Origin of the sequence: Methylocaldum sp. GT1TLB (genome assembly GCF_051027445.1) — a bacterium.
Classification (GTDB): Bacteria; Pseudomonadota; Gammaproteobacteria; order Methylococcales; family Methylococcaceae; genus Methylocaldum.
In genome coordinates this window covers 845,350-867,636 of sequence record NZ_CP194898.1, presented here as the reverse complement: position 1 = coordinate 867,636, position 22,287 = coordinate 845,350, and the positions used below count along the sequence as shown (strand labels likewise).

20 protein-coding genes are annotated in these 22,287 nt (G+C 60.7%); 14 read left to right on the top strand and 6 right to left on the bottom strand.

What is annotated here, in order from left to right:
* The first annotated feature begins 1 nt into the window (after window position 1).
* The 6 genes from hypA to hypE are packed head-to-tail and all read left to right on the top strand — an operon-like array spanning window position 2 to window position 5,892.
* Complete coding sequence (hypA, locus tag ACR2R1_RS03740; protein ID WP_434112716.1) at window positions 2-343, top strand: hydrogenase maturation nickel metallochaperone HypA; 342 nt, start codon at window positions 2-4, stop codon at window positions 341-343.
* A 2-nt stretch (window positions 344-345) separates the two neighbouring features.
* Entirely contained in the window at window positions 346-1,218 is an 873-nt protein-coding gene (gene hypB, locus ACR2R1_RS03735; protein ID WP_086133397.1) for a hydrogenase nickel incorporation protein HypB, read from the top strand.
* Complete coding sequence (hypF, locus tag ACR2R1_RS03730) at window positions 1,215-3,521, top strand: carbamoyltransferase HypF (RefSeq protein WP_434112714.1); 2,307 nt, start codon at window positions 1,215-1,217, stop codon at window positions 3,519-3,521. Before hypB ends, hypF begins: the two co-directional genes overlap by 4 nt.
* Window positions 3,512-3,760 carry a HypC/HybG/HupF family hydrogenase formation chaperone gene (locus ACR2R1_RS03725; RefSeq protein WP_077732254.1) on the top strand — a complete coding sequence of 83 codons (249 nt, stop codon included), beginning with the start codon at window positions 3,512-3,514 and terminating at the stop codon, window positions 3,758-3,760. The genes hypF and ACR2R1_RS03725 overlap by 10 nt, the downstream gene beginning before the upstream one ends.
* The gene (gene hypD, locus ACR2R1_RS03720; RefSeq protein WP_434112712.1) at window positions 3,747-4,838 is read left to right on the top strand and encodes a hydrogenase formation protein HypD; all 1,092 of its coding nucleotides are present in this window, start codon (window positions 3,747-3,749) and stop codon (window positions 4,836-4,838) included. Before ACR2R1_RS03725 ends, hypD begins: the two co-directional genes overlap by 14 nt.
* A 22-nt stretch (window positions 4,839-4,860) precedes the next feature.
* On the top strand, window positions 4,861-5,892 hold the full coding sequence (gene hypE / locus ACR2R1_RS03715; RefSeq protein ID WP_276205416.1) for a hydrogenase expression/formation protein HypE: 1,032 nt from the start codon (window positions 4,861-4,863) through the stop codon (window positions 5,890-5,892).
* 166 nt (window positions 5,893-6,058) lie between these two features.
* On the opposite strand, the gene ACR2R1_RS03710 is transcribed toward hypE, so the two are convergent.
* On the bottom strand, window positions 6,059-6,724 hold the full coding sequence (locus ACR2R1_RS03710) for a class I SAM-dependent methyltransferase (protein WP_077732256.1): 666 nt from the start codon (window positions 6,722-6,724) through the stop codon (window positions 6,059-6,061).
* 207 nt (window positions 6,725-6,931) lie between these two features.
* On the opposite strand from ACR2R1_RS03710, the gene ACR2R1_RS03705 reads away from it, so the two are divergent.
* The 6 genes from ACR2R1_RS03705 (at window position 6,932) to ACR2R1_RS03680 (ending at window position 14,353) form a co-directional block, all read left to right on the top strand.
* Window positions 6,932-7,978 carry a VIT1/CCC1 transporter family protein gene (locus tag ACR2R1_RS03705; protein WP_077732257.1) on the top strand — a complete coding sequence of 349 codons (1,047 nt, stop codon included), beginning with the start codon at window positions 6,932-6,934 and terminating at the stop codon, window positions 7,976-7,978.
* A gap of 214 nt (window positions 7,979-8,192) precedes the next feature.
* Window positions 8,193-9,086, top strand: coding sequence for a DUF2231 domain-containing protein (locus ACR2R1_RS03700; protein ID WP_434112710.1), 894 nt, complete (start codon window positions 8,193-8,195; stop codon window positions 9,084-9,086).
* Between the two features lie 337 nt (window positions 9,087-9,423).
* Complete coding sequence (locus ACR2R1_RS03695; RefSeq protein ID WP_077732259.1) at window positions 9,424-9,672, top strand: OadG family protein; 249 nt, start codon at window positions 9,424-9,426, stop codon at window positions 9,670-9,672.
* A 30-nt stretch (window positions 9,673-9,702) separates the two neighbouring features.
* On the top strand, window positions 9,703-11,496 hold the full coding sequence (gene oadA / locus ACR2R1_RS03690) for a sodium-extruding oxaloacetate decarboxylase subunit alpha (protein ID WP_434112708.1): 1,794 nt from the start codon (window positions 9,703-9,705) through the stop codon (window positions 11,494-11,496).
* Window positions 11,497-11,504: 8 nt separating this feature from the next.
* On the top strand, window positions 11,505-12,632 hold the full coding sequence (locus tag ACR2R1_RS03685) for a sodium ion-translocating decarboxylase subunit beta (protein ID WP_077732261.1): 1,128 nt from the start codon (window positions 11,505-11,507) through the stop codon (window positions 12,630-12,632).
* A gap of 356 nt (window positions 12,633-12,988) precedes the next feature.
* Window positions 12,989-14,353 (top strand): NAD-dependent succinate-semialdehyde dehydrogenase, encoded by a 1,365-nt coding sequence (locus ACR2R1_RS03680; protein WP_086133391.1) that lies wholly within the window; start codon window positions 12,989-12,991, stop codon window positions 14,351-14,353.
* A gap of 88 nt (window positions 14,354-14,441) precedes the next feature.
* On the opposite strand, the gene phaR is transcribed toward ACR2R1_RS03680, so the two are convergent.
* From phaR to ACR2R1_RS03660, 4 genes are all read right to left on the bottom strand, one after another.
* On the bottom strand, window positions 14,442-14,990 hold the full coding sequence (gene phaR / locus ACR2R1_RS03675) for a polyhydroxyalkanoate synthesis repressor PhaR (RefSeq protein ID WP_077732263.1): 549 nt from the start codon (window positions 14,988-14,990) through the stop codon (window positions 14,442-14,444).
* Between the two features lie 21 nt (window positions 14,991-15,011).
* Window positions 15,012-15,758 carry an acetoacetyl-CoA reductase gene (gene phbB, locus ACR2R1_RS03670; RefSeq protein WP_086133390.1) on the bottom strand — a complete coding sequence of 249 codons (747 nt, stop codon included), beginning with the start codon at window positions 15,756-15,758 and terminating at the stop codon, window positions 15,012-15,014.
* A gap of 213 nt (window positions 15,759-15,971) precedes the next feature.
* Window positions 15,972-17,150, bottom strand: a complete 1,179-nt coding sequence (locus ACR2R1_RS03665) for an acetyl-CoA C-acetyltransferase (RefSeq protein ID WP_434112705.1) — start codon at window positions 17,148-17,150, stop codon at window positions 15,972-15,974.
* Between the two features lie 117 nt (window positions 17,151-17,267).
* Complete coding sequence (locus ACR2R1_RS03660) at window positions 17,268-17,816, bottom strand: phasin family protein (protein ID WP_077732266.1); 549 nt, start codon at window positions 17,814-17,816, stop codon at window positions 17,268-17,270.
* A 386-nt stretch (window positions 17,817-18,202) separates the two neighbouring features.
* Between ACR2R1_RS03660 and phaE the strand changes: the two genes are divergently transcribed.
* Window positions 18,203-19,471, top strand: coding sequence for a class III poly(R)-hydroxyalkanoic acid synthase subunit PhaE (gene phaE, locus ACR2R1_RS03655; protein ID WP_434112703.1), 1,269 nt, complete (start codon window positions 18,203-18,205; stop codon window positions 19,469-19,471).
* Between the two features lie 18 nt (window positions 19,472-19,489).
* The gene (phaC, locus tag ACR2R1_RS03650; RefSeq protein ID WP_077732268.1) at window positions 19,490-20,548 is read left to right on the top strand and encodes a class III poly(R)-hydroxyalkanoic acid synthase subunit PhaC; all 1,059 of its coding nucleotides are present in this window, start codon (window positions 19,490-19,492) and stop codon (window positions 20,546-20,548) included.
* A gap of 329 nt (window positions 20,549-20,877) precedes the next feature.
* Here the strand turns inward: phaC and ACR2R1_RS03645 are convergent, their stop codons facing one another.
* Window positions 20,878-22,092: a phospholipase D-like domain-containing protein gene (locus ACR2R1_RS03645; protein WP_434112701.1), complete on the bottom strand. Its 1,215-nt coding sequence runs from the start codon at window positions 22,090-22,092 to the stop codon at window positions 20,878-20,880.
* Window positions 22,093-22,287 lie beyond the last annotated feature (195 nt).

Genomic DNA, 22,287 nt, shown 5'->3' with positions numbered 1-22,287 from the left:
CATGCACGAGCTATCCCTCTGCCAAGGCATCATCGATATCCTGGAGACCGAAGCAAGCAAGCAGCACTTTGCGCGGGTGCGGAAGGTCAGACTGTTAGTCGGCCCTCTCGCGGGGGTCGATCGTGCAGCCTTGAGCTTCGGCTTCGAAGCGGTGAGCCGGGACACGATCGCCGAAGGAGCGGAACTGGAATTCATCGATACGCCGGGCCTGGCCTGGTGTTTTGCTTGCGATCGTACGGTGGAAATCGCGCAATATTACGACCCGTGTCCCGCATGCGGCGGGCATCGCCTGAAAGTGACCGGGGGCGAGGAATTCAGAATTCTCGATTTGGAGGTGGAATAAGCATGTGTACCGTTTGCGGCTGCGGCGAAGCCGATCAGCACCATCACGCTCACGCCCACGATTCGGAGCATGAGCATACCCACGATCACGGCCATGACCATGGTCATCACCATCATCACCACGGCCAAGGCGCTGCCGGACTGAGTATCGACGGTCTCAGCCAGGAGCGCATCGTTCGCATCGAACAGGACATTCTCGGCCGCAACGACGCCCATGCCCGAGGCAACCGGCAATTTTTCGAAGGCCACGGCATTCTCACCGTGAACCTGCTTTCGAGCCCCGGGTCCGGCAAGACCACGCTGCTCGAGCGCAGCATCGCGGATCTTAAGGAGCGGTTCGACGTCAGCGTGATCGAAGGCGACCAGCAGACCGAGAACGATGCGGAGCGCATACGCGCCACCGGCGTTCCGGTGTTGCAGATCAACACCGGCAAGGGCTGTCATCTGGACGCTCACATGGTCGGCCATGGCGTGCAAGATCTCAAGCCCGCCGATTACGGCATCCTGTTCATCGAGAATGTCGGCAACCTGGTCTGTCCGGCCATGTTCGATCTGGGCGAGGCGGCCCGCGTGGTCATCCTCTCGGTCACCGAGGGCGAGGACAAGCCGCTGAAATACCCGGATATGTTCCATCGCGCCGATCTGGTCCTGATCAACAAGATCGATCTGTTGCCCTATCTGCGTTTCGACATCGAGCGCTGCCTCGGCTATTTGCAGCAGGTCAATCCGGACGTGGAAACGATCCGTGTTTCGGCCACTACGGGGGAAGGGATGGACCAGTGGTACGGATGGCTGGAACGACGCCGCAAGGCGCTGTTGGCCGAACGACTGGCGGGACTGGAGCGTCAGGCCGCGGCGATTCGGGCGCGGATTTGAGCGTTGCCGCCGAGGCCGGACGGCAGCGCCGGCGGCTGACGCTGAGCGGTCTGGTGCAGGGCGTGGGTATGCGGCCTTTCGTGTACCGCCTGGCGCGGGAACTGGACTTGGCCGGCCGGGTATCCAACGGCCCGGAAGGGGTCATCATCGAGGCGGAAGGCGACGCGCCGGCTTTGGCGGCATTCGAAATCCGTCTGAAGCGCGAATGCCCGCCGCAGGCCGACATCGTCGATTGCAGCGTAGAAAGCGTTCCCGCCGTCGGCGAGCGAAATTTCCGGGTCGCGGCGAGCCGTGCGGATGGCGCAGTCGCTCCGTTCGCTCTGCCGGATCTGGCCCCATGCCCGGACTGTCTTCGGGAACTGTTCGATCCCGGCGACCGCCGATTCCGTTATCCCTTCGTCAGCTGCACCCACTGCGGCCCCCGCTACAGCATCCTGGACGCCTTGCCGTTCGACCGGGAGCGTACCGCCATGGCGGGCTTTCCGCTCTGCGCCGAGTGCATCGAGGAATACCGCGATCCTTCGGACCGGCGTTTTCATGCCCAGACCACCTGCTGTCCAAACTGCGGCCCGACTTTGGCTCTATGGGACGCCGCTGGGCGTACGCTAGCGCATGGCGACGACGCGTTGGTGCAAGCCGTCGACTGCTTGCGGCAGGGACAGGTGCTGGCGCTTAAGGGCGTGGGCGGATTTCAATTGTTGGTCGATGCGGCGGATGAAAAAGCGGTGCAGCGTCTGCGCGAGCGCAAACACCGGCCCCACAAGCCGTTGGCGCTGATGGTGGCGGACCTCGCGGCGGCACGCGAGCTTTGCGATGTGACCGATCACGAAGCGCGGTTGCTGATTTCGCCCGCAGCGCCCATCGTGCTGCTAAAACGGCGTGGCGTGTCTTCGGCAATTGCCTCCGACGTGGCACCTGGCCAGAATCGCTTAGGGCTAATGCTGCCGGCCTCGCCCTTGCACCATCTGTTGGCGCGGTATTTCGGCGCGCCGCTCGTCTGTACCAGCGGCAACCGGGGTAACGAACCAATCTGCATTTCGCCCGAGGAGGCCCAGCAGCGCCTCGCCGGCATCGCCGACGGTTTCCTGGTGCACGACAGGCCGATACGGCAGCCTTTGGACGATTCCGTGCTTCGCATCGCCGACGGCAAAGTCCTGATGTTGCGGCGCGCCCGCGGCTATGTGCCGCGCCCGGTGACCCTGGATGCGGATACGCCGCCGATCCTGGCCGCCGGAGGGCATCTCAAGAACACGGTTGCCTATGCGGACGGAAGGCGCGTGATCTTGAGCCAGCACCTCGGCGATCTCGATACGGCGGAGTCACTGGATCGCCATCGCGCCACCGCCGAGTTGCTTCCGTGCCTGTTCGGCCACCCGCCTCGGTCGGTCGTGTGCGATCTGCACCCCGATTACGCCGCCGGCCGCTGGGCCGAAACCGCCGGGCTGCCGCTGCGGCGCGTGCCTCACCATCTTGCCCATGCGCTGGCCTGCATGGCCGAGCACGGTTTGAAGCCGCCGGTTTTGGCCGTGACCTGGGACGGATTGGGACTGGGCGAAGACGGCACGCTGTGGGGCGGGGAATTCCTGCGCATCGCCCCGGACGGTCATCGCCGCATCGCCGGCCTGCTGCCGCTGTGCCTTCCCGGCGGCGAACGCGCGATCAAGGACCCGCGGCGATCGGCCCTAAGCGTGTTGTACGCCCTGCACGGCGAGCAAACGCCGGACTACTTGCCGGCCACGCTGGAACCGCGGTTTAAACCGGCTGATCTGACTGCGTTATTGCGGCTGCTGCAGACCGGCACGCGGTCGCCCGGGTGCAGCAGCGCGGGGCGCTTGTTCGACGCGGCCGCGAGTCTTTTGGGACTGTGCCGGGACGTCAGCTTCGAGGGGCAGGCGGCGATGGCGCTGGAGGCCTCTGCGGAGCAAAGCGGGGAGGGCGACGGGACGACTTATCCGATGCCCGTGATCGACGGCGAGCCGAAACGGCTGGACTGGCGTCCCTTGTTCCGGGCGCTGTTGGACGACCACGCGGCCGGCGTGCCGGCGGCCGTTCTCGCCTTTCGGTTTCACGCCAGCCTTGCGGCCGCCATTACCGACGTCGTACTTGCCGAACCGATTTCCACCGTCGCCCTGGCCGGCGGCTGTTTTCAGAACCGCCTGCTGCTGGAGCTGTGCGCAGAGCGGCTCCGCAATGCCGGCTTGCGGGTATACTGGCCGGAGCAGATACCCCCCAATGACGGCGGCCTGGCGCTGGGCCAGATCGCCGCCGCGACATTTTCCGAGGAGCTTCTCACATGTGTCTAGCCGTACCCGGTCAGATCCTCTCCATCGAACAGGCCGACGATCCCTTGCTGCGATCCGGTCGGGTCGATTTCGGCGGCGTGGTCAAGGTGGTGAACCTGGCCTATGTACCGGAAGCCGAAGTTGGCGACTATGTCATCGTTCACGCCGGTTTCGCGATTTCGCGCCTGGACGAGGCCGAAGCGCAGGCGGTGCTGAAGGAGATTGCCGCATTGGAGGGCATAACCGATGAAATATCTTGACGAATACCGCGACGCCGCGTCGGTCAAGGCCCTGGCCGACGCCATCGCACGCCGGCAGACCCAGCCCTGGACACTGATGGAAGTCTGCGGCGGGCAGACCCATTCCATCGTCAAGCACGGCCTGGACCGCTTGCTGCCGGCGTCGCTGAGCCTGATCCACGGCCCCGGCTGCCCGGTTTGCGTGACCCCGGAGGCGATCATCGATCAAGCGCTGGAGCTGGCGGCCCGCCCCGACGTCATCTTCTGTTCCTTCGGCGACATGCTGCGGGTGCCGGGTTCGCAACACGACTTGTTGACGGTCAGGGCCCGCGGCGGCGACGTGCGCATGGTTTATTCGCCCCTGGATGCGCTGAATCTGGCCCGCGAACATCCGGAGCGCCAGGTGGTGTTCTTCGCCGTGGGTTTCGAAACCACCGCGCCGACGACTGCGATGGCCGTGTTGCAGGCGCAGCGCTTCGGTGTCCGGAACTTCTCGCTGCTGGTCGCCCATGTCCGGGTGCCGCCCGCGGTGGAAACCCTGCTATCGGCGCCCGACAACCGGGTCAACGGTCTGCTGGCGGCGGGCCACGTTTGTGCGGTGATGGGCTACACCGAATACGAGCCCATAGCCGCCCGTTTTCGCGCGCCCATCGTGGTGACCGGGTTCGAGCCCCTGGACATCCTGCGCGGCGTCCTGAGCTGCGTGGAGCAATTGGAAGAGGGGCGCGCCGAAGTTGAGAACCGCTATGGCCGTGCGGTGAGCCGGGAGGGCAATCGACCGGCCCAGGCGCTGATGGAGCAAGTTTTCGAACCCGTCACACTGAGCTGGCGCGGCCTGGACGCCATCGCAGACAGCGGCCTGGGACTGCGTCCCGAGTTTGCCGATTTCGATGCGGTGCGCCGCTTCGAGCTGTCCGTTCCGAAGACTGCCAGCGCCGGTCCCTGCCGCAGCGGAGAGGTCTTGACCGGGCGGCTGAAACCCTTCGAGTGCCCCGCCTTCGGCACGGCCTGCACCCCGGAACATCCCCTGGGCGCAACCATGGTTTCGTCGGAAGGCGCCTGCGCCGCTTATTACCGCTACCGCCGCGATGCCGCCTGAAGCCATGAGCGACGACACCCGGTTGATTTGCCCGGCGCCCATAGGCCAGTACGCCCAGATCGTCATGGCCCATGGCGGAGGCGGGCGGCTGATGCAGCAATTGCTGGAGCGCCTGGTGCGCCCGGCCTTCGCCAACCCGCACCTGGACCAGCGCCACGACAGCGCGGTCTTGGACGTGGGCGGCAAGCGGCTGGCCTTCACCACCGACGGCTACGTGGTCAAGCCGCTGTTCTTCCCCGGCGGCGACATCGGCAAGCTGGCGGTGTGCGGCACCTTGAACGATCTCGCGATGAGCGGTGCGAAACCCTTGTTCCTGAGCGCCGCGCTGGTGATCGAGGAAGGTTTTCCGGTCGATGATCTGGCGCGCGTTCTGGCCAGCATGAACGCCGCGGCGCAGGCGGCGGGAACGGCGATCGTCACCGGCGACACCAAGGTGGTCGAAAACGGCAAGGGGGACGGGCTGTACATCGCGACCAGCGGCATCGGCCTGATCGAACATGACCTGCAAATAGCCCCCGCCGGCATTCGGGAAGGCGATGCGATCCTGCTGAGCGGCGACATCGGCCGCCATGGCGTCGCGATCATCGCCGAGCGGGAAGGGCTGGGCTTCGAAACCGCCGTCGAAAGCGATTGCGCGGACCTGTCCGGCCTCGTGATGCAATTGCTGGCGGCCGGCGTCGAGCTGCATTGCCTGCGCGATCTGACCCGCGGCGGGTTGGCGGCGGCGGTGCTGGAGCTAGCCAGGGATGCCGGGTTCGACATGGAGCTGAACGAGGACGCCATACCGGTCGCCACGCCGGTGCGGGGCGCCTGCGAAATCCTCGGTTTCGACCCGCTCTACGTGGCCAACGAAGGCCGCATGGTCCTTTTCGTTCCGGCGAGCGCCGTAGGCCGGGCGATGGATGTGCTGCACGCCCATCCTTTGGGGCGCGATGCGTCTCTCATCGGGCGGGTCGGCGCGGCGGGCGAAGGGCGAGTCGGCCTGCGCAACCCGTACGGCATCGTCCGCGTACTCGACCTTCCGAGCGGCGAACAACTGCCGAGGATCTGTTGAGTGCTCGCTAGTACTCAGTAACTAGCCCGGATGCAACGCAGTGAAATCCGGGAAGGTCGGAGCACCGATCATCCCGGATTCAGCAAGGCTTCATCCGGGCTACGCTGGCGGAAGTTAGGTCTCTCCTTCTTGCCCGTCGCGCCAGGGTAGAGATGGCCAACCGCCATCAGCCCCAAGCGCGCCCTGAAAAAAGAGCCACGCATCCGACGACCTCGACGGAAACCTCGCGAAACCGCTGATTAAGCGCCGCCTTCAGTCCGTCCAGACTGTCGTGCGCGTTCGACATGATTCCCTTCTTGTTGTAGATGTCCATGAGGCGCTTCGCGAATCGACTTCGCGGAACGCCGCCCTGGAGCAGGGTCGAACCGAACAGGACCGCACCGGGATTCATCAGCGCCTTGAGGTGATCGAAAGCGACCGCCTTGGATTCGATGGGCCCCGGAAGGCAGTGGAGCAGGTAATTGATCCCGACCGAATCGAATTTCGGCTCGTCGATGGATATGGGTGCCAGGACGTTGCGGACATAGGTTTCCGGCTGATATCGGGCGATGCGCCGGGAGGCGAAATCCAGCGAGGTCTCGTTGAGGTCCATCAGTGCAACGCGCGGTACCAGCATCGGAAAGCGGCACTTATCCACAAAATAGCCGGTGCCGACGCCGACATCCAAATGATTCGCCGTGACGTGTTTGTTGTAATGCTCTACGAGTCGCTGAGTTGGGCACTTCCAAATCAGTCGGTTGGATAGCCCGAGCACGGCAAGGTCGTAGATTTTCAGGATAGGTCGGGTATAGACGGCCTGGCCGGCGTGAATCTGGTCTGCGGTAAAGCTCATTGCTCTTGTCTCCCTGTTGTGAATCCCGCACTCAAATCGGGACGATCGACCGGCTTGAGCTCGAGTGATGACTCGGCCTTCAAACGAAGATACATCCCGGATGTCTTCTCGTCCTCAGAGTCGGTATTATGCCCATGGAGGCTGTGCAACGAACAAGGTTTTACGCCGACGCCCGTCCCACACCGATATTCCCATCATTCCAGACCCATGTCCCTTCTCAACAGTTGGTTTCAGGAAAAGCAATCAGCCTGGTTGTATCGCGTGATCGCCGCCGCCGAGAACAATCGCCGGATGCGGCGTTTGTTTCGCAAGCTCGCCGAACAGGCCGACACTCAAGCTGCGCTTTGGGAGAGCCGTTTGAAGGCGGAAGGTTCCGCGTTGCCGCCTTTCAAGCCGACGCCGCGGGCCCGATTGATCGGCCGCCTGGTTCGGGCGTTCGGCCCGAAGGCCCTGCGCCCGGTTCTGGCCAGCATGAAGATCCGGGGGCTTTCCGCCTATTCGGGCCAAGGGCTGGAGACACGCCATGCGATGCCCACCAGCGCCGAAGATGTAGGCCGGCGCCATAAAGGGGTGGCCGGCGGCAACCTGCGGGCGGCCGTATTCGGCGTCAACGACGGACTGTTGTCGAACACCAGCTTGATCTTGGGTATGGCCGGAGCGAGCACGGGGACCGGGATGGTGGCGATGGCCGGCATCGCCGGTTTGTTGGCCGGCGCTTTGTCCATGGCGGCGGGGGAGTATGTGTCGATGCGGTCGCAGCGGGAGTTGTTCGAATACCAGATCGATCTCGAACGGGCGGAGTTCGCGATGTTCCCGGAAGAAGAAGTCGAGGAGCTGGCGGTCATTTATGCGGCCCGCGGCATGAGTTTGCAGCAGGCGCGCCGCGCCACCCGACAGATGATGAGCGACCCGGAAAACGCCCTGGATCTTCTGGCGCGCGAGGAACTGGGCGTAAATCCTGACGATTTGGGTTCGCCCTGGGGCGCCGCGTTGTTCTCTTTTCTGGCATTTTCAGGGGGCGCGAGCATCCCGCTCATCCCGTTTCTCCTGGGGTTCGACATGCATAGAGGCGTTCAGATCGCGGGTCTCTCAGCCGGAGTCAGTTTGTTTGCAATCGGGGCATGCTTGAGTCTCTTCACCGGCCGGAGTGCTCTGTTGGGCGGTCTGCGCATGGTGCTGATCGGCGGCATCGCCGGCATCGTGACGTATGCCATCGGTTCATTGATTGCCCCAGGTGCGCCGGGCCTGACCTGATGAGCGATCCAGCGCGACGTTATACCCGGTGTGGGCTTTTCAGATTCCATATCGATAAGGAGATCGCGGACGGAAAACGAAGCGAAAGTGGGGTACGGTTTCGATTCCAGGCGTTCTCTGCGAAACTTGTTTTAAGAAAGGGCGACTAAGAAAACGTCTCCGACAGTTCGGCAACGACCCCATTTGACCTTCAACTCAGTATTCGGAAGCGATCATGTTCAATTTTCCAGGTCCGGATTTGATCGGACACTTCATATCCCCCGCCGTGCACGGAGCCGGCGACGGAAATGGCGGCGGATTCCTAATGGTTGTCGAGAGCGCGCTCGACACCGTTTCCCGGACGCTCGAGTCCGGATCTTCCGGCAATCCGTTTGCCGGCATCGAGGCGCTGGGAACCAATTGGCACCCGCTAATTGTCCACTTTCCGATCGCTTTTCTGACCGGTTTTTTTCTGCTCGAGCTCATAGGCGTGGTGCTAAGACAGCCGGGTCTGCGGCATGCTGCAAGCTGGATGCTTTATTTGGGGGCTTTGGGCGCCATCGCGGCCGCTGTCGCAGGTTTGATCGCGGAAGACACCGTTCCCCACGGCAGCGCCGTACACGACATCATGGAATGGCATGAAAGGCTGGGATTGACAGTGGCAGGTTTGTCATCGGCCCTGGCCATTTGGCGCCTCTTCAGTAGAGAACGATTTTCCGCCATGGCCCAGACTTTACACTTGTTCCTGGGAGCGATCGTCCTCGCCGGCATCGTTTTTGCCGCGGACTTGGGAGGATTGATGGTCTACCAGCACGGTGTCGGGGTAAAAAGCCTACAGGCCGCAGACGACCATCATCATCACGATGGCCACGAGCATCGCCCAGCCGGCTCGGACATGGCTTTGGATGCTCATCGCGAACCGGATTCCGAGGAGGCCGTGCATATCCATGACGAACCGCCCTCCGACGAAACTGCGCATGCCCATGACAAACCGGCCTCCGACGAAACTGCGCATACCCATGCCGAACCGGATTCCGACAAGACTTCGCATACCCACGGCAAACCCGGTTCCGACAAGGCAGTTCATACCCACGGTAAACCGCATTCCGGCAAGGCTCTGGCGAAATAATCCAAGCTGCCTAAACCGGAATTTCTGGCCGGAGGACTAGCGGGGCAGGGTACCAGGGTTCAAGCAACCTCTGCCGATAGCACTCGGTCGGCGCGACCGATAGGGCCATGGCCGAAATCCGTAATTCTCGCAGCAATCGGAAAGCCGTCGGCGGCGGTTCTGCCGGCCCCACGGCGAATTAATCTCACCCGAGCCCGCCTCGCTCGCAAGGCCGAGCATCCCTGTGCAGTCAAGCGCTCCGGGACTCGGGAGTTGCTGCAATTCCGTGACAATCCCGTTCGACTTTCGCCGGTTTGCACATTATCATTCGTCCGTTTGCTCAAAGCTTTTGCGAGACATGGAATATTCAATAGCCGAATTGCTGCTTTCCGGTATCAAGCTCATGCTGATCGGCATGACGATCGTGTATCTCTTTTTAGCGTTGCTGGTCTGGGTAATCGGTATTACATCGAAATTGCTCAATCGCTACGTACCCGAACCGGAACACGCTCCAGGCGCTTCTGTCCAGGCCCCGGATGTCGAGTCGGATCAATCCGAAATCGTAGCCGCCATAACGGCGGCCATTCACCGGTACCAGAATCAATAACATACAGAGAAGAACTTAGGAGTTTGTTCCATGGCTAACCCCTTAGGCATAACCGACGTCGTTCTGCGCGACGCGCATCAGTCCCTGTTGGCTACCCGTTTGCGGCTCGAGGACATGCTGCCGATTTGCGACAAGTTGGATCAAGTCGGTTTCTGGTCGCTCGAAAGCTGGGGGGGAGCGACCTTCGACGCCTGCATTCGTTATTTGGGCGAAGACCCGTGGGAGCGTTTGCGCGCGCTCAAAAAGGCGCTGCCTCGTACCCGACTGCAAATGCTGCTGCGCGGGCAGAACCTGCTCGGCTATCGTCATTACGCCGACGACGTGGTGGACAAGTTCGTCGAGCGGGCGGCGGAAAACGGCGTGGACGTGTTCCGCATCTTCGACGCGTTGAACGACCTGCGCAATTTCGAAAGAGCCATCAAAGCGACGATCAATGCGGGCAAGCACGCCCAGGGCACCATCTCTTACACCGTGAGCCCGGTGCATACCATCCCGATGTGGGTCGACTTGGCGAAACGCCTGGAGGACATGGGCGCGCACTCCATCTGCATCAAGGACATGGCCGGACTCTTGAAGCCTTATGTAGCCGAGGAACTGATCAAGAAGCTGAAAAAGGCCGTCAAGGTTCCGATTCACATGCAGTGTCATGCGACGACCGGGCTCAGCACCGCTGCCATCGTCAAGGCGGTGGAAGCCGGCATCGATAATGTTGACACCGCGATCTCGTCGATGAGCATGACCTACGGCCACAGCCCCACCGAAGCCATCGTGGCGACCTATCAGGGGCATAAGCGGGACACCGGTCTGGATCTGCGCCTTCTTGAAGAGATTGCCGCTTATTTCCGCGAGGTCCGGAAGAAATACGCCAAGTTCGAGGGCAGCCTGAAGGGTGTCGACAGCCGCATCCTGGTGGCGCAAGTTCCCGGCGGCATGTTGACCAACATGGAAAGCCAGTTGAAAGAGCAGGGGGCTCTGGACCGCTTCGACGAAGTGTTGGAAGAGATTCCGAGGGTTCGCGAAGATTTGGGCTTCATTCCGCTGGTTACGCCGACTTCGCAGATCGTCGGAACCCAGGCCGTGATCAACGTGCTGTCGGGCGAGCGCTACAAAACGATTGCCAAGGAAACCGCCGGCGTGCTCAGGGGCGAATACGGGGCGACGCCTGCTCCGGTAAATAGAGAGTTACAACAGCGGGTGCTCGAAGGTTCCGAGCCGATCACTTGCCGGCCGGCGGACCTGCTGGAGCCCGAAATGGACAAGCTGACGGCGGAACTCAGGAAAATGGCTGCCGAGCACAAGGTCAAGCTGGCGGAAAACGAAGTGGACGACGTGCTGACCTACGCGCTGTTTCCCCAGATCGGTTGGCGCTTCCTTCAGAACCGCGGCAATCCTTCGGCTTTCGAGCCGGCGCCGGGAACGGAGGAGACTCCGAAGCCCGAAGCTCCGAGAGCCGAAGTTACGCAGGCGGCGGCATTCTCGGACGGGGCCAAGGCCTATACCGTCACGGTCAACGGCAGGGTTTATCACGTCGAGGTCGCTCCGGGAGGTGCCATCACGTCGGTGCAACCTGTCGCGGGGTCGGCTGTGCAGCCCGCCGTTCGCATCGGTACGGGGGAAGCGGTGAAGGCACCTATGGCCGGGCATATTCTTCGGATCAACGTCAAGGAAGGCCAGACCGTTACGGAAAGCGAGGTCGTGGTGGTGATGGAAGCCATGAAGATGGAAACCGAGGTTCGCACGCGTGTAGGCGGAACGGTGGGCCACATCGCGGTCAAGGTCGGCGATACCGTCGCGGCCAACGATGTCTTGCTGACCCTGGGATGAGGTAACCGATGGAGGGTTTCATCCAGCTTTGGCAAAGCACCGGATTGTCCAATTTCCAGATTGGCCAGGTGCTCATGATGGGCGTCGGCTTTCTCCTGATTTTCCTGGCTATTCGCAAGGGTTTCGAGCCGCTGCTCCTGCTTCCCATCGGATTTGGCGCCGTGTTGAGCAATATTCCGGTAGCCGGTATCGCAGAGGAGGGGGGGCTGCTGTCGTATCTTTACTACGGCATTAAAACGGGAATTTTCCCACTGCTCATCTTCATGGGCGTCGGGGCGATGACCGACTTCGGGCCCATGCTGGCGAACCCCAAGACCCTGCTCTTGGGAGCGGCCGCGCAATTCGGCATCTTCGGAACCTTGTTCGGGGCATTGGCGCTGAACCTGGTTCCGGGCCTCACCTTTTCTTTCAAGGATGCCGCAGCCATCGCCATCATCGGCGGAGCGGACGGGCCCACGGCGATTTACGTCGCCTCCAAGCTTGCGCCGGAACTATTGGGCGCGATCGCGGTGGCGGCTTATTCCTACATGGCTTTGGTGCCCCTGATTCAGCCGCCGATCATGCGCGCCTTGACGACGTCCGAGGAGCGCTTGATCGAGATGGCGCAGCTTCGGATCGTCAGCCGCAAGGAAAAGATCATTTTTCCGGTGGTCTTGCTGATCCTCACCGCGATGTTGCTGCCATCGGCCGCGCCTTTGATCGGTATGTTCTGCCTGGGCAATCTGATGCGCGAATGCGGCGTCGTCGAGCGTTTGAGCAAGACTGCACAGAACGAGCTGATCAATATCGTCACGATCTTTCTGGGGCTTTCGGTCGGATCGAAACTGAGCGCGGCGCAGTTCTTGCGGCCGGAAACCTTGGGCATTCTGGTACTCGGAGCCATCGCCTTCAGCTTCGGCACCGCGTCCGGTGTGCTCATGGCGAAGATGATGAATAAGTTCAGCGAAAACAAAGTCAATCCCCTCATCGGCGCGGCCGGCGTTTCGGCGGTGCCGATGTCCGCTAGGGTAGCCAACAAGGTCGGGCAGGAGAGTAATCCGTACAACTTCCTGCTCATGCACGCCATGGGGCCGAACGTGGCCGGAGTCATCGGTTCGGCGGTGGCGGCCGGCGTTCTCTTGGCTTTGGTCCAGTAACCGCGGTTCGCCGGAGACTTGTTCACGGCGGTCCTGCTCTAGAACTTTTCCGGTTGGCGTAGCATCCACTGGATGCCGCAGGCCGAGAATTCCTTCCCGGCGTCGGCAAAGGATTGCCGACCTACAGCACCTGGCCCCTTATCGCGGCCTACAGAACCCAGTCACCGATCCGTTACCAAAAACGTGTCTGACTCGCCAGAAGACCGGAATGAGCGAGACGTTTCCGGCCTAGCCGTAGGCCATAACTCTCGCGCATACCGCTGGTCCAATACTGGGACAAATCCCGAATTAGGCGTGCGAATTCCAAGAGCCTTTGGATAACACGCCGCTCTCACTCCCTATCAGCGAGGAGAACGATGGACTTCACAAGCATCAACCCGACAACTGGCGAGATGATCAAGCGCTATGCCTCGTGGACCGACAGCGAACTCGAACAGGCTTTGCGACTGACGGCGGACGCATCGCCGGCCTGGCAATCGACTCGAATCGCCGACCGCTGCGAACGGCTGGAAAAAGTCGCCGCCGCGCTGCGAAACCGTTCGGACTCTTATGCCGCGCAAATCACCCTCGAAATGGGAAAACCGATTCGCGAGGCGCGCGCCGAAATCGAAAAATGCGCGTGGGTCTGCGAGTTCTTCGCCGAAAATGCCGAAAGTTTTTTGCAGGACGAACCGGTCGAGACCGACGCAAGCCGAAGTTACGTGGCATTTCAGCCCCTCGGAACGGTGATGGGCATCATGCCCTGGAATTTTCCTTTCTGGCAGGTATTCCGGTTCGCCGTGCCGGTACTGGCGGCGGGCAACTGCGCCTTGCTGAAGCACGCTTCCAACGTACCCCAGTGCGCCGAAGCGATCGAGGAGGTTTTCCTGGAGTCGGGAGTACCGCCCGGCGTCTTTCAGTGGCTCAGAATCTCTCACGCCCAAAGCGAAAAAGTCATCGAAGATAAGCGAGTTCATGCGATCAGCCTGACCGGGAGCGAACTGGCGGGACGGCGGATAGCGGCTTTGGCCGGAAAAAGCCTCAAGAAGACGGTTCTGGAACTCGGAGGCTCGGACCCCTTCGTCGTTCTGGCCGACGCCGACCTGGAACTCGCCGCGACGACCGCGGTAACCGCGCGGTTCCAAAATTGCGGCCAAAGCTGCATCGCGGCCAAGCGCTTCATTCTGGCCGAATCCATCGCGGATGAATTCCTGGCGTTGCTCAAATCAAAAGTCGACGCGCTGGCGATCGGCGACCCTGCACGGGAAGAAACCCAGATCGGCCCGATGGCGAGGAGCGATCTCCGCGATGGAGTCCATCGCGCGGTCATCGAATCCGTTCGGCAGGGAGCGGTCATTCTTTCAGGCTCCGAGCCGATCGAAGGACCGGGTTATTTTTACCGGCCCTCGATCTTGGATCGGGTACAACCCGGAATGCCGGCATACGAGGAAGAGCTGTTCGGACCGGTCGCCGTGGTGTTGCGGGCGAGCGATGAGAAGGAAGCGCTTGAAATCGCAAACCGGCATCGCTACGGCCTCGGCGCATCGGTTTGGACACGCGATCGGGCCAGGGGCGAAGACTTTGCGCGGCGACTCCAATGCGGCGCCGCTTTCGTTAATGGCATGGTCAAGAGCGATCCGCGCATGCCTTTCGGCGGCGTGAAGGATTCGGGCTACGGGCGGGAACTGAGTATTTACGGGTTGCGGGAATTTACCAATATCAAGAGCGTGTGGATCGGCTGACGGGTGACCGGCTGTGGGCAAGGGATTGCCGACAAACCGCTGTAGGGTGGGTTGGGCGCGGATTGCCGCGAGCCATACCGTAAAGGACTTACGCCGAATCGCCTTTAGTCCCCTCTCCCTCTGGAAGAGGGTAAGGGCGTTTGTTTTCTTCGTCCTTTCCATCGTTAGTCCCGCTCGCTTTATCAAGTCCGTATGCCGAGAAAAAGCCGTCCTGCATTGTTTGCCAAAGCTTCAGGTTCTGCCGGGTCAACTCCGTAAACACGGACAAGGGAGCGTTCTTGATCAGATTTGCCATCTGGGCCTGCATCAGCTTTTGCTGCTTTAGAAAGACATCCATGCTTTCCTTGAGATAGGCCGTCATGAAGCCTTGCATCGCATTGCCGTAGGTCCGGATGATCTGTTCCAGAATCTCGGTGGTGAAGATCGGCTGGCCTTTTTCCTCTTCTTCCAGGATCAGCTGCAAGAGAGTGCTCCGGGTGATGTCCTCGTCGGTTTTCGCGTCCACCACCCGGAACTTGATAGCGTCTCTTACGAGTCCACGGATGTCCCCAAACGTAACGTATTTACTGATGGCCGTGTCGTATAGGCGCCGGTTGGGATATTTCTTGATGATGCGTTCGTTGTATGCGTTGCTCATATTCCGGGGTTGTCATGCGGCCTACCCCATATGTTGGCCGCCGTTGATCGAGAAATCGGCTCCCGTGATGAATCCAGCCTCATCACCCGCCAAAAAGCTTATCAGCCGGGCGACTTCCGAGGGCCGACCGAACCGGCCGACCGGGATTTCCGCCAGGATTTTAGCGCGATGCTCTTCCGGGACGCTCATGATCATCGGCGATTCGATATAACCCGGCGATACCGTGTTTACGGTAACTCCCTTTTTCGCGACTTCGCGAGCGACGGACATCGTGAACCCGTGAATTCCGGCCTTGCTGGCGGCATAGTTCGCCTGGCCGAACTGGCCCTTTTGGCCGTTCACCGAGGAGATGTTGATAATGCGGCCGAAGCCGCGATCCTGCATTCCTTCGATGATGCAGCGCGTGGTGTTGAACACGCCGTCGAGATTGGTACGGAGCACCGTATGCCACTGCTCGGGCGTCATTCTGCGCAAGGTTGCGTCGCTTGTGACGCCTGCGGCATTCACGAGAACGTCTACCCCGCCGTACTTGCGCGCGATGTCTTCGAACACGGCGGTGGTGTGCCCGAAATCCGTGACATCGCATTCCATGGCGTGCATCTCGTAGCCTTCGCTCTTGCGCGCCGCCTCCCACGCGTCGGTGACACAGTCTAGCGCCCGCGGACGGCAAAGGGCAACGACGCGGCTAGGCATCGCGGCCAGGTGCCTGCATATTTCGGTGCCGATAGTTCCGGTTCCCCCGGTTACGACGGCCACTCGTCCATTCATGAGAAAATCCTCCGTGCTAGGTATAAAGCTGGGCCGGGCCGGACCGAACCATTCGGAAATGCCGGGATCGGCTGCCCCCTTGCCCCGGCCTACAAATTATGAAAATCGTAGGTCGGCAATCCCTTGCCGACAAATGTGCTCAGGTCCGGCTTCTCCCAACAGTTGTACAAATCCTGACAAAGCCGATATGGCTTATCGACCTCCAATCTCCGTCTACCGCTCCACGGCGACGGCGATGCCCTGACCTCCGCCGATGCAAAGCGTGGCGACGCCTTTGTGTACGTCGCGGCGGCGCATTTCGTGCAACAGGGTGACCAGAATCCTCGCGCCGGACGCGCCGATCGGGTGCCCGAGCGCTATGGCGCCACCGTTGACGTTGAGCTTGTCGGTATCCCATCCAAGTTCGCGATTGACCGCGATCGCCTGGGCCGCGAAAGCTTCGTTCGCTTCGATCAAATCGAGATCATCGATGGTCCATCCGGCCCGGTTGAGACAACGCCGCGTCGCCGAAATCGGACCGGTTCCCATGATCGCCGGCTCGACACCCGCGGTGCCGAAGGCCGCGATACGGGCCAAAGGCTTCAAACCGTATCGCTCGGCCATATGCGCGGACATCACCAGCACCGCAGCCGCCCCGTCGTTGATACCGGACGAGTTGCCCGGCGTGACGGTACCGTTCGGCCGAAAGGCGGGTTTCAGCTTTGCCAGCGCTTCGGCGGTGGTGCCCGCACGCGGAAATTCATCGGTATCGAACACGATGGCCGGACCTTTGGGCTGCGGAACTTCGATCGGCACGATCTCGTCCCGGAATTTCCCCGCCTTTTGCGCGGCTTCCGTCTTTTGCTGGGAGGCGGCGGCGAAAGCATCCTGTTCTTCCCGGGATATTCCGTACTGATCGACGATATTCTCCGCGGTGCAGCCCATGTGGCAGTCGTGGAAGGCATCCCAAAGCCCGTCCACGATCATGCTGTCGATGAGCGTCCAGTCGCCCATTTTGATTCCGTTGCGCGAATTGGGCAGCAGGTGAGGGGCCGCGCTCATGTTCTCCTGCCCGCCCGCAATTACGATTTCCGAGTCCCCGCACTGGATCGACTGCACGGCCAGTTGTATCGCCTTGAGGCCGCTCCCGCATACTTTGTTGATCGTGGTGGCCGACACTTCGACCGGAAGATTGGCCTTGATCGCCGTTTGTCGGGCCGAATTTTGCCCGGTACCGGCGGTGAGCACCTGTCCCATGATGACTTCGTCGATCTGCTGCGGCTCGAGGCCGGTTTTGGAAAGCAGATCCAGGACGAGCTTGGCTCCGAGATGTACGGCCGGAATATTGGCGAGAGTGCCGCCGAATTTACCGATCGCCGTACGCACGGCGCCTACGATTACTACATCTTGCATCGATTGACCTCTTGTTGAGACTTAATCCTTGAAATAGGAAAGGGCCGGTGTCGGAGGGCGGACAACCGGCCCGTCGCGTTACGGTTTGACGGAAATGCGCTCAATCCAAACCGTCACTCATCCTTTCTGAGCTCCTCGCGGTGCCTGTTGCCCTTCGGCGCCGGCCGCGGCTTTGGCCGTTTCGCCGCCGGCCCGCGCGGTGGTTTCGGCCGCGCGCGCCGCTCTCTCCGCGGTTTCTTTCGCCGTCTGATTGGCCCACTCGTTGAATGCGTCCTGGGTTTCCTTCGCCACTCGCAGATAGTCTCCTGCGTGGTCCGCGATCTTTTGACCGAATTCGGAAATCAGTTTCCGTTCCCCGTCCTTCCATTTGTCGGGATCTCTCGTTTCGCAATTCAATTGCGCCTGGCGCGTTCCCATCTCCAAATAGTCCTGAGCCATGGCCAAATTGCATTTGGCGACTTTCTCGACGGCCTGTAACGCAATCTCGTTCCACCGCATGAACGGGTCGACCGCTATACGGTTCATCTCGAACCATTGATCGTAAACTTGCCGATTACCGGCCATCCTTTCGGCCGCCTGAAGGGCGATTTCGTTCCAACGCATCAACGGATCGAACGCCGCGCGGTTGATCTCGAACCATTGATCGCACATTTGACGAGTGTTCATCACAAGCTCCTTAACAAGGGTTTAAACACACTGGGAATCCGGCAGTATCAGTGGTGCACTGCACCATACCGGAGCGGGACAAGCCGATCAATAGGCCGGAATACTTACATTCAGCAAGAGCATTGATGTGTAAAAAGTAATAGTGATCCGATTCGGGAACCGTGCCTGCGAAACACAGGTCGGATGTCTTTGAATGACGATTTTCGTACTGGCAAACGACAGACCAGATGTATTTATGCGTATCGAAAACGAAACGCTTCGATCACGTCTTCGCCGCGAGGAAACAAGCGGTTCACCTCCGGTTTACAATGCTGCGTCGCAACATTGATCTGGTATAGTATCGACACGGTGTCATGCCGTAACAAATCCGACCAACGGAGACTCGAATGACTGATCAATCTTCCTCCCCAGTGGATGCCTGGGCTCGTCTCTGGCTAGACACGCAACGCAAGTACTGGGAGTCGTGGTCCGATCTTTCCCGTAAGGCGATCGAAGAACCTCGAGCGGCTTCCGAGGGAGCAGGCCCGGAAGCTGGACCCGGCCCGTTCGACTGGGGCGATTTCTGGATCGCTACGCAACGGAAGAGCTGGGATCTCTGGCTCGAACTTTCGCGGCAAACCTTCGAATCCAAACCCGGGGCGACGGATGAGAAAGCGCCAGCCGATCCGTGGTCACGCCTTTTCGATCTATGGGGCACCTTTTGGATGCCCCTGATACCGGGACACTCCCGCGAATCGATCGGAAAGCTGCTGGACGCCAATAAAGCCTATTTCCGCATGGGAGAGGGATTGTGGAAGATCCTTTCCAACAGCTACGGGGCCGCTCAAGGCGCGGAAAGCCAGTGGGATGCGCTCAGCCGCAGCGTCAGGCAGATGCACGAACAATTCGGGGAGCAGCTTCGGGCCGCCAAGGATCCCTGGTCCGGGTTCGCCACCTTCTGGGGCATGCCTTTGGACAACTGGCGCCGCGTCTGCTCGGCGTTCTCGATCTTGCCGGGCGACATGGAGAAGGCGGTACGCGGATTCGGCTCCCCATACGGCCCGGAAACCTTGCACCAGGGCATGGTTGGCCTCCTGTCGATGCCGACCATCGGCTATACCCGCGAATGGCAGGAAGAGCTGCAACGCTGGGGATTGCTATGGCTCGATTATTATCAGGCTCTCCAGGCGTATGCTCTGTCCCTTTCGGGAATAACGGCGAAAGCCATCGATCTGTTCGCCAACGAGCTTTACGAAAAAGCCCAAAAAAGAGAATCGTTCGACAGTCTGCGCGCTCTTTACAACTTGTGGATCGACTGTAGCGAACAGGCCTACACCGATATATCGACTTCGGATGAATTCACCCAGGCTCAAACCCTGTTGACCAACGCTGTCTTTGCCGTAAAACGCCAGGAACAGAAGATGGTCGAGGAGACCCTCAGCGCATTCAACATGCCGACGCGCCGCGAGCTGGACACCAGTCACCGCCGCGTTCATCAGTTGCAGCGGCGGGTTTGGCAGTTGGAACAGACGCTGGAGGAATCCGGCGTACTGGAGCTTCGGGCCGAAGTTTCGGCCTTGCAGCGCGAGTTGGAAAACCTGCGCGGGCAAGCGCGAGGCGAAAAGAGCGAAACACCCAGCGCGCCACGCAGAACGAGGGCCAAGACATCTACCTAAGTTATCGAGGAGCGAGCGATGCTACGCCCGGAACAGATTACTCAAGAGCTTTTTGAATTCAACCGCCGAATCGCGAACGGGATGACCACGCTCAGCAAGATCGGCCGAGTCGACGTGGAAGCGAGCCCCAAGGATCCGGTTTACCGGGAGGACAAACTCGTTCTTTACCGTTATCGCCCGCGGCGGGAACAAGTCTCAACCGTTCCGCTGCTGATCGTTTATGCCTTGGTGAACCGTCCTTACATGACGGATCTTCAGGAGGACCGTTCCATCATCCGCGGGTTGCTCGATCAAGGCGTCGACGTTTACCTGATCGATTGGGGTTATCCCGATGGAGCCGACCGGTTTCTCGACCTGGAGGACTACGTCAACCGGTACATACGCCGGTGTGTCGATTTCGTCTGCAAACAGCACGACCTGCCCAGCATCAACGTGCTCGGGATCTGCCAAGGCGGCACCCTGAGCCTGTGCTATACGGCCCTGCACCCCGAAAGGGTGCGCAATTTGATCACCATGGTGACCCCGGTCGACTTCCACACGCCGGACAACACATTGAGCCACTGGTATCGCGATCTCGATGTGGACCTGATGGTCGATACCCTGGGGAATATTCCCGGCGAGCTGCTCAACTGGAGCTTCCTGTCCTTGAAGCCGTTCCGGCTGACCGGCCAGAAATACGTGGATATGGCAGACATTCTGGAGGACGAGGACCGCCTCAAGAATTTCCTACGCATGGAGAAGTGGATTTTCGATAGTCCGGATCAGCCCGGCGAACTGTTCCGGCAGTTCATCAAATGCTTCTATCAGGAAAACCGGTTGATCAAGGGAACCTTGAAAATCGGCGGGCGGACCATCGATCTCAAGCAGATCAAGATGCCGGTGCTGAATGTCTACGCCACCGAAGACCATCTCGTTCCGCCGTCGGCTTCCATTCCTTTGGAGAAATACGTCGGCACCAAGGATTACGGCACGATCGTTTTCAAGGGCGGCCACATTGGGATCTACGTCAGCAGCCGCTCGCAGAAGGACATCCCGCCGGCGATCGCCGAATGGCTTAAGGTACGTTCAGAGGAATGAGCCGCTCGCTGCGGTAGCGTGTAAGCCCGGCTCCGGGAAGTGCGCGGAACGCGCCGACCAATTTTCTGCGACGAGGAATCTCGCCGGTCGTGATCGGTGCGGTTCGTCCACTCGCTGCACCCTACAGGTGTAGATATAGGTCGGCAGTCCCTTACCGACGAACCCGTTGCGTCGGCAAAGGATTCCCGACCTACCTCGCGGTGCCGGTTCGTAGGCCGGCAATCCCTTGCCGACGGAGCCGCATGTCGGGACGCTGCGTCGGGAAAGGATTCCCGACCTACTTGGCGGCGCAGACGTAGGTCGGCAATCCTTTGCCGACGACTGCCCTTTCAAATCCAATACTTCGCGAACAGAACCAAATGCGCCAGAAAGCGCTGCCATAACGGCCGGTTCGGGTAAGCCTCGGGCGATATTTCCTTGGAGTGCTTCAAATCCCTTAGAAACGCAGACGCCAGGGCTGCCTTCGTACCGGCTTGACGCAGCACGTAATCGACTTCCAGATCGTGCCGTAGACTCCGCGAATTCATGTTGCTCGAACCCACCGTCATCCACTCGTCGATAATGATGGTCTTGGCGTGCAGAACGCCCGGCTGATACTCGTAAATTTTCACCCCGTGATCCAGCAGACTGCCGTAGAACGTCGCCGAGGTCCACGGCATGAAAAAGATGTCGGATATCGACGGGAGAATGATGCGAACGTCGACCCCTCGCTCCGCGGCTCGGTTGATCTCGTGCAGAAGACGCTCGTCCGGAACGAAATACGCGTTGGTGATCCAGATTCGCCGCTTGCTTCGGCCGATCCGCCGCAGGAGCTCCCTCGTGCGTGCGCGGCGCTGGCGCCGGGTGTCGTTCAGACGGAAGGGAGACCGCAGTGACGTTCGGTGTCGGAGAGGATGCCAGCGCCAAGGATTCCATGCGCGCCGGAACGCCTGTTCGAGCGGCCGGGTGTCGATGTTCTCGATGCGAACCGCCGTGTCCCTCCATTCTTCGCCGCCGTGCGCGACCGGAAGATGTAGCGCGCAGACATTGAAACTGCCGATCCAGGCGATCCTTCGATCTATTGTGCAGACCTTCCGGTGATTGCGGTTGTTGAGCCGGGTCAATAGCTGCAAGAATCGCGGCGGCACCGCCCGGCCACCCGCCATGTGCCGCCAATGACGGAAAAACCATGGAATCGGATGGAATATCCGGAACGGAAATCCCGACTCCTCGAGCGCGGCGAGCAAGCGGCCTCCGGCAAGCGGCAGTCCCACGCCATCCACCAGGAAGCGGACTCTGACACCCCGCTGATGGGCATGGCTCATCGCGGCAATGAAGGCGCGCCCGACGGCGTCCAGTTCGAAAATATAGGTCTCGAGCTGAACCTCCCGGACGGCCGCGTTGATGTCGCGCACCAGATCGATGAAAAATTCATCCCCTCGAACGTAAAGCCGCTCCTCCACCGGCGATTCCGTCTCGGCATCGGGCCGATAGACAGCGGCGGACCCCGGTTTGAGCTCGGCAATCGATGAAATGGTATGGGGGTTGCTCCTAATTTTCTTCACTTGACGAAAACGTGCTTATGACACACTCCCGATAAGTTTGGTGCCGGGTCCACGCAAGGGCGTGCTAGAGAGCATGTTCCGGTTTGGCGTAGCGCCCGAAGTAGGTCGGCAATCCCTTGCCGATAAAGTCCCTGGCCAAGCCGGCCTGTCGGCAAGGGATTGCCGACCTACGAACCGGCACCGCGAGGTAGGTCG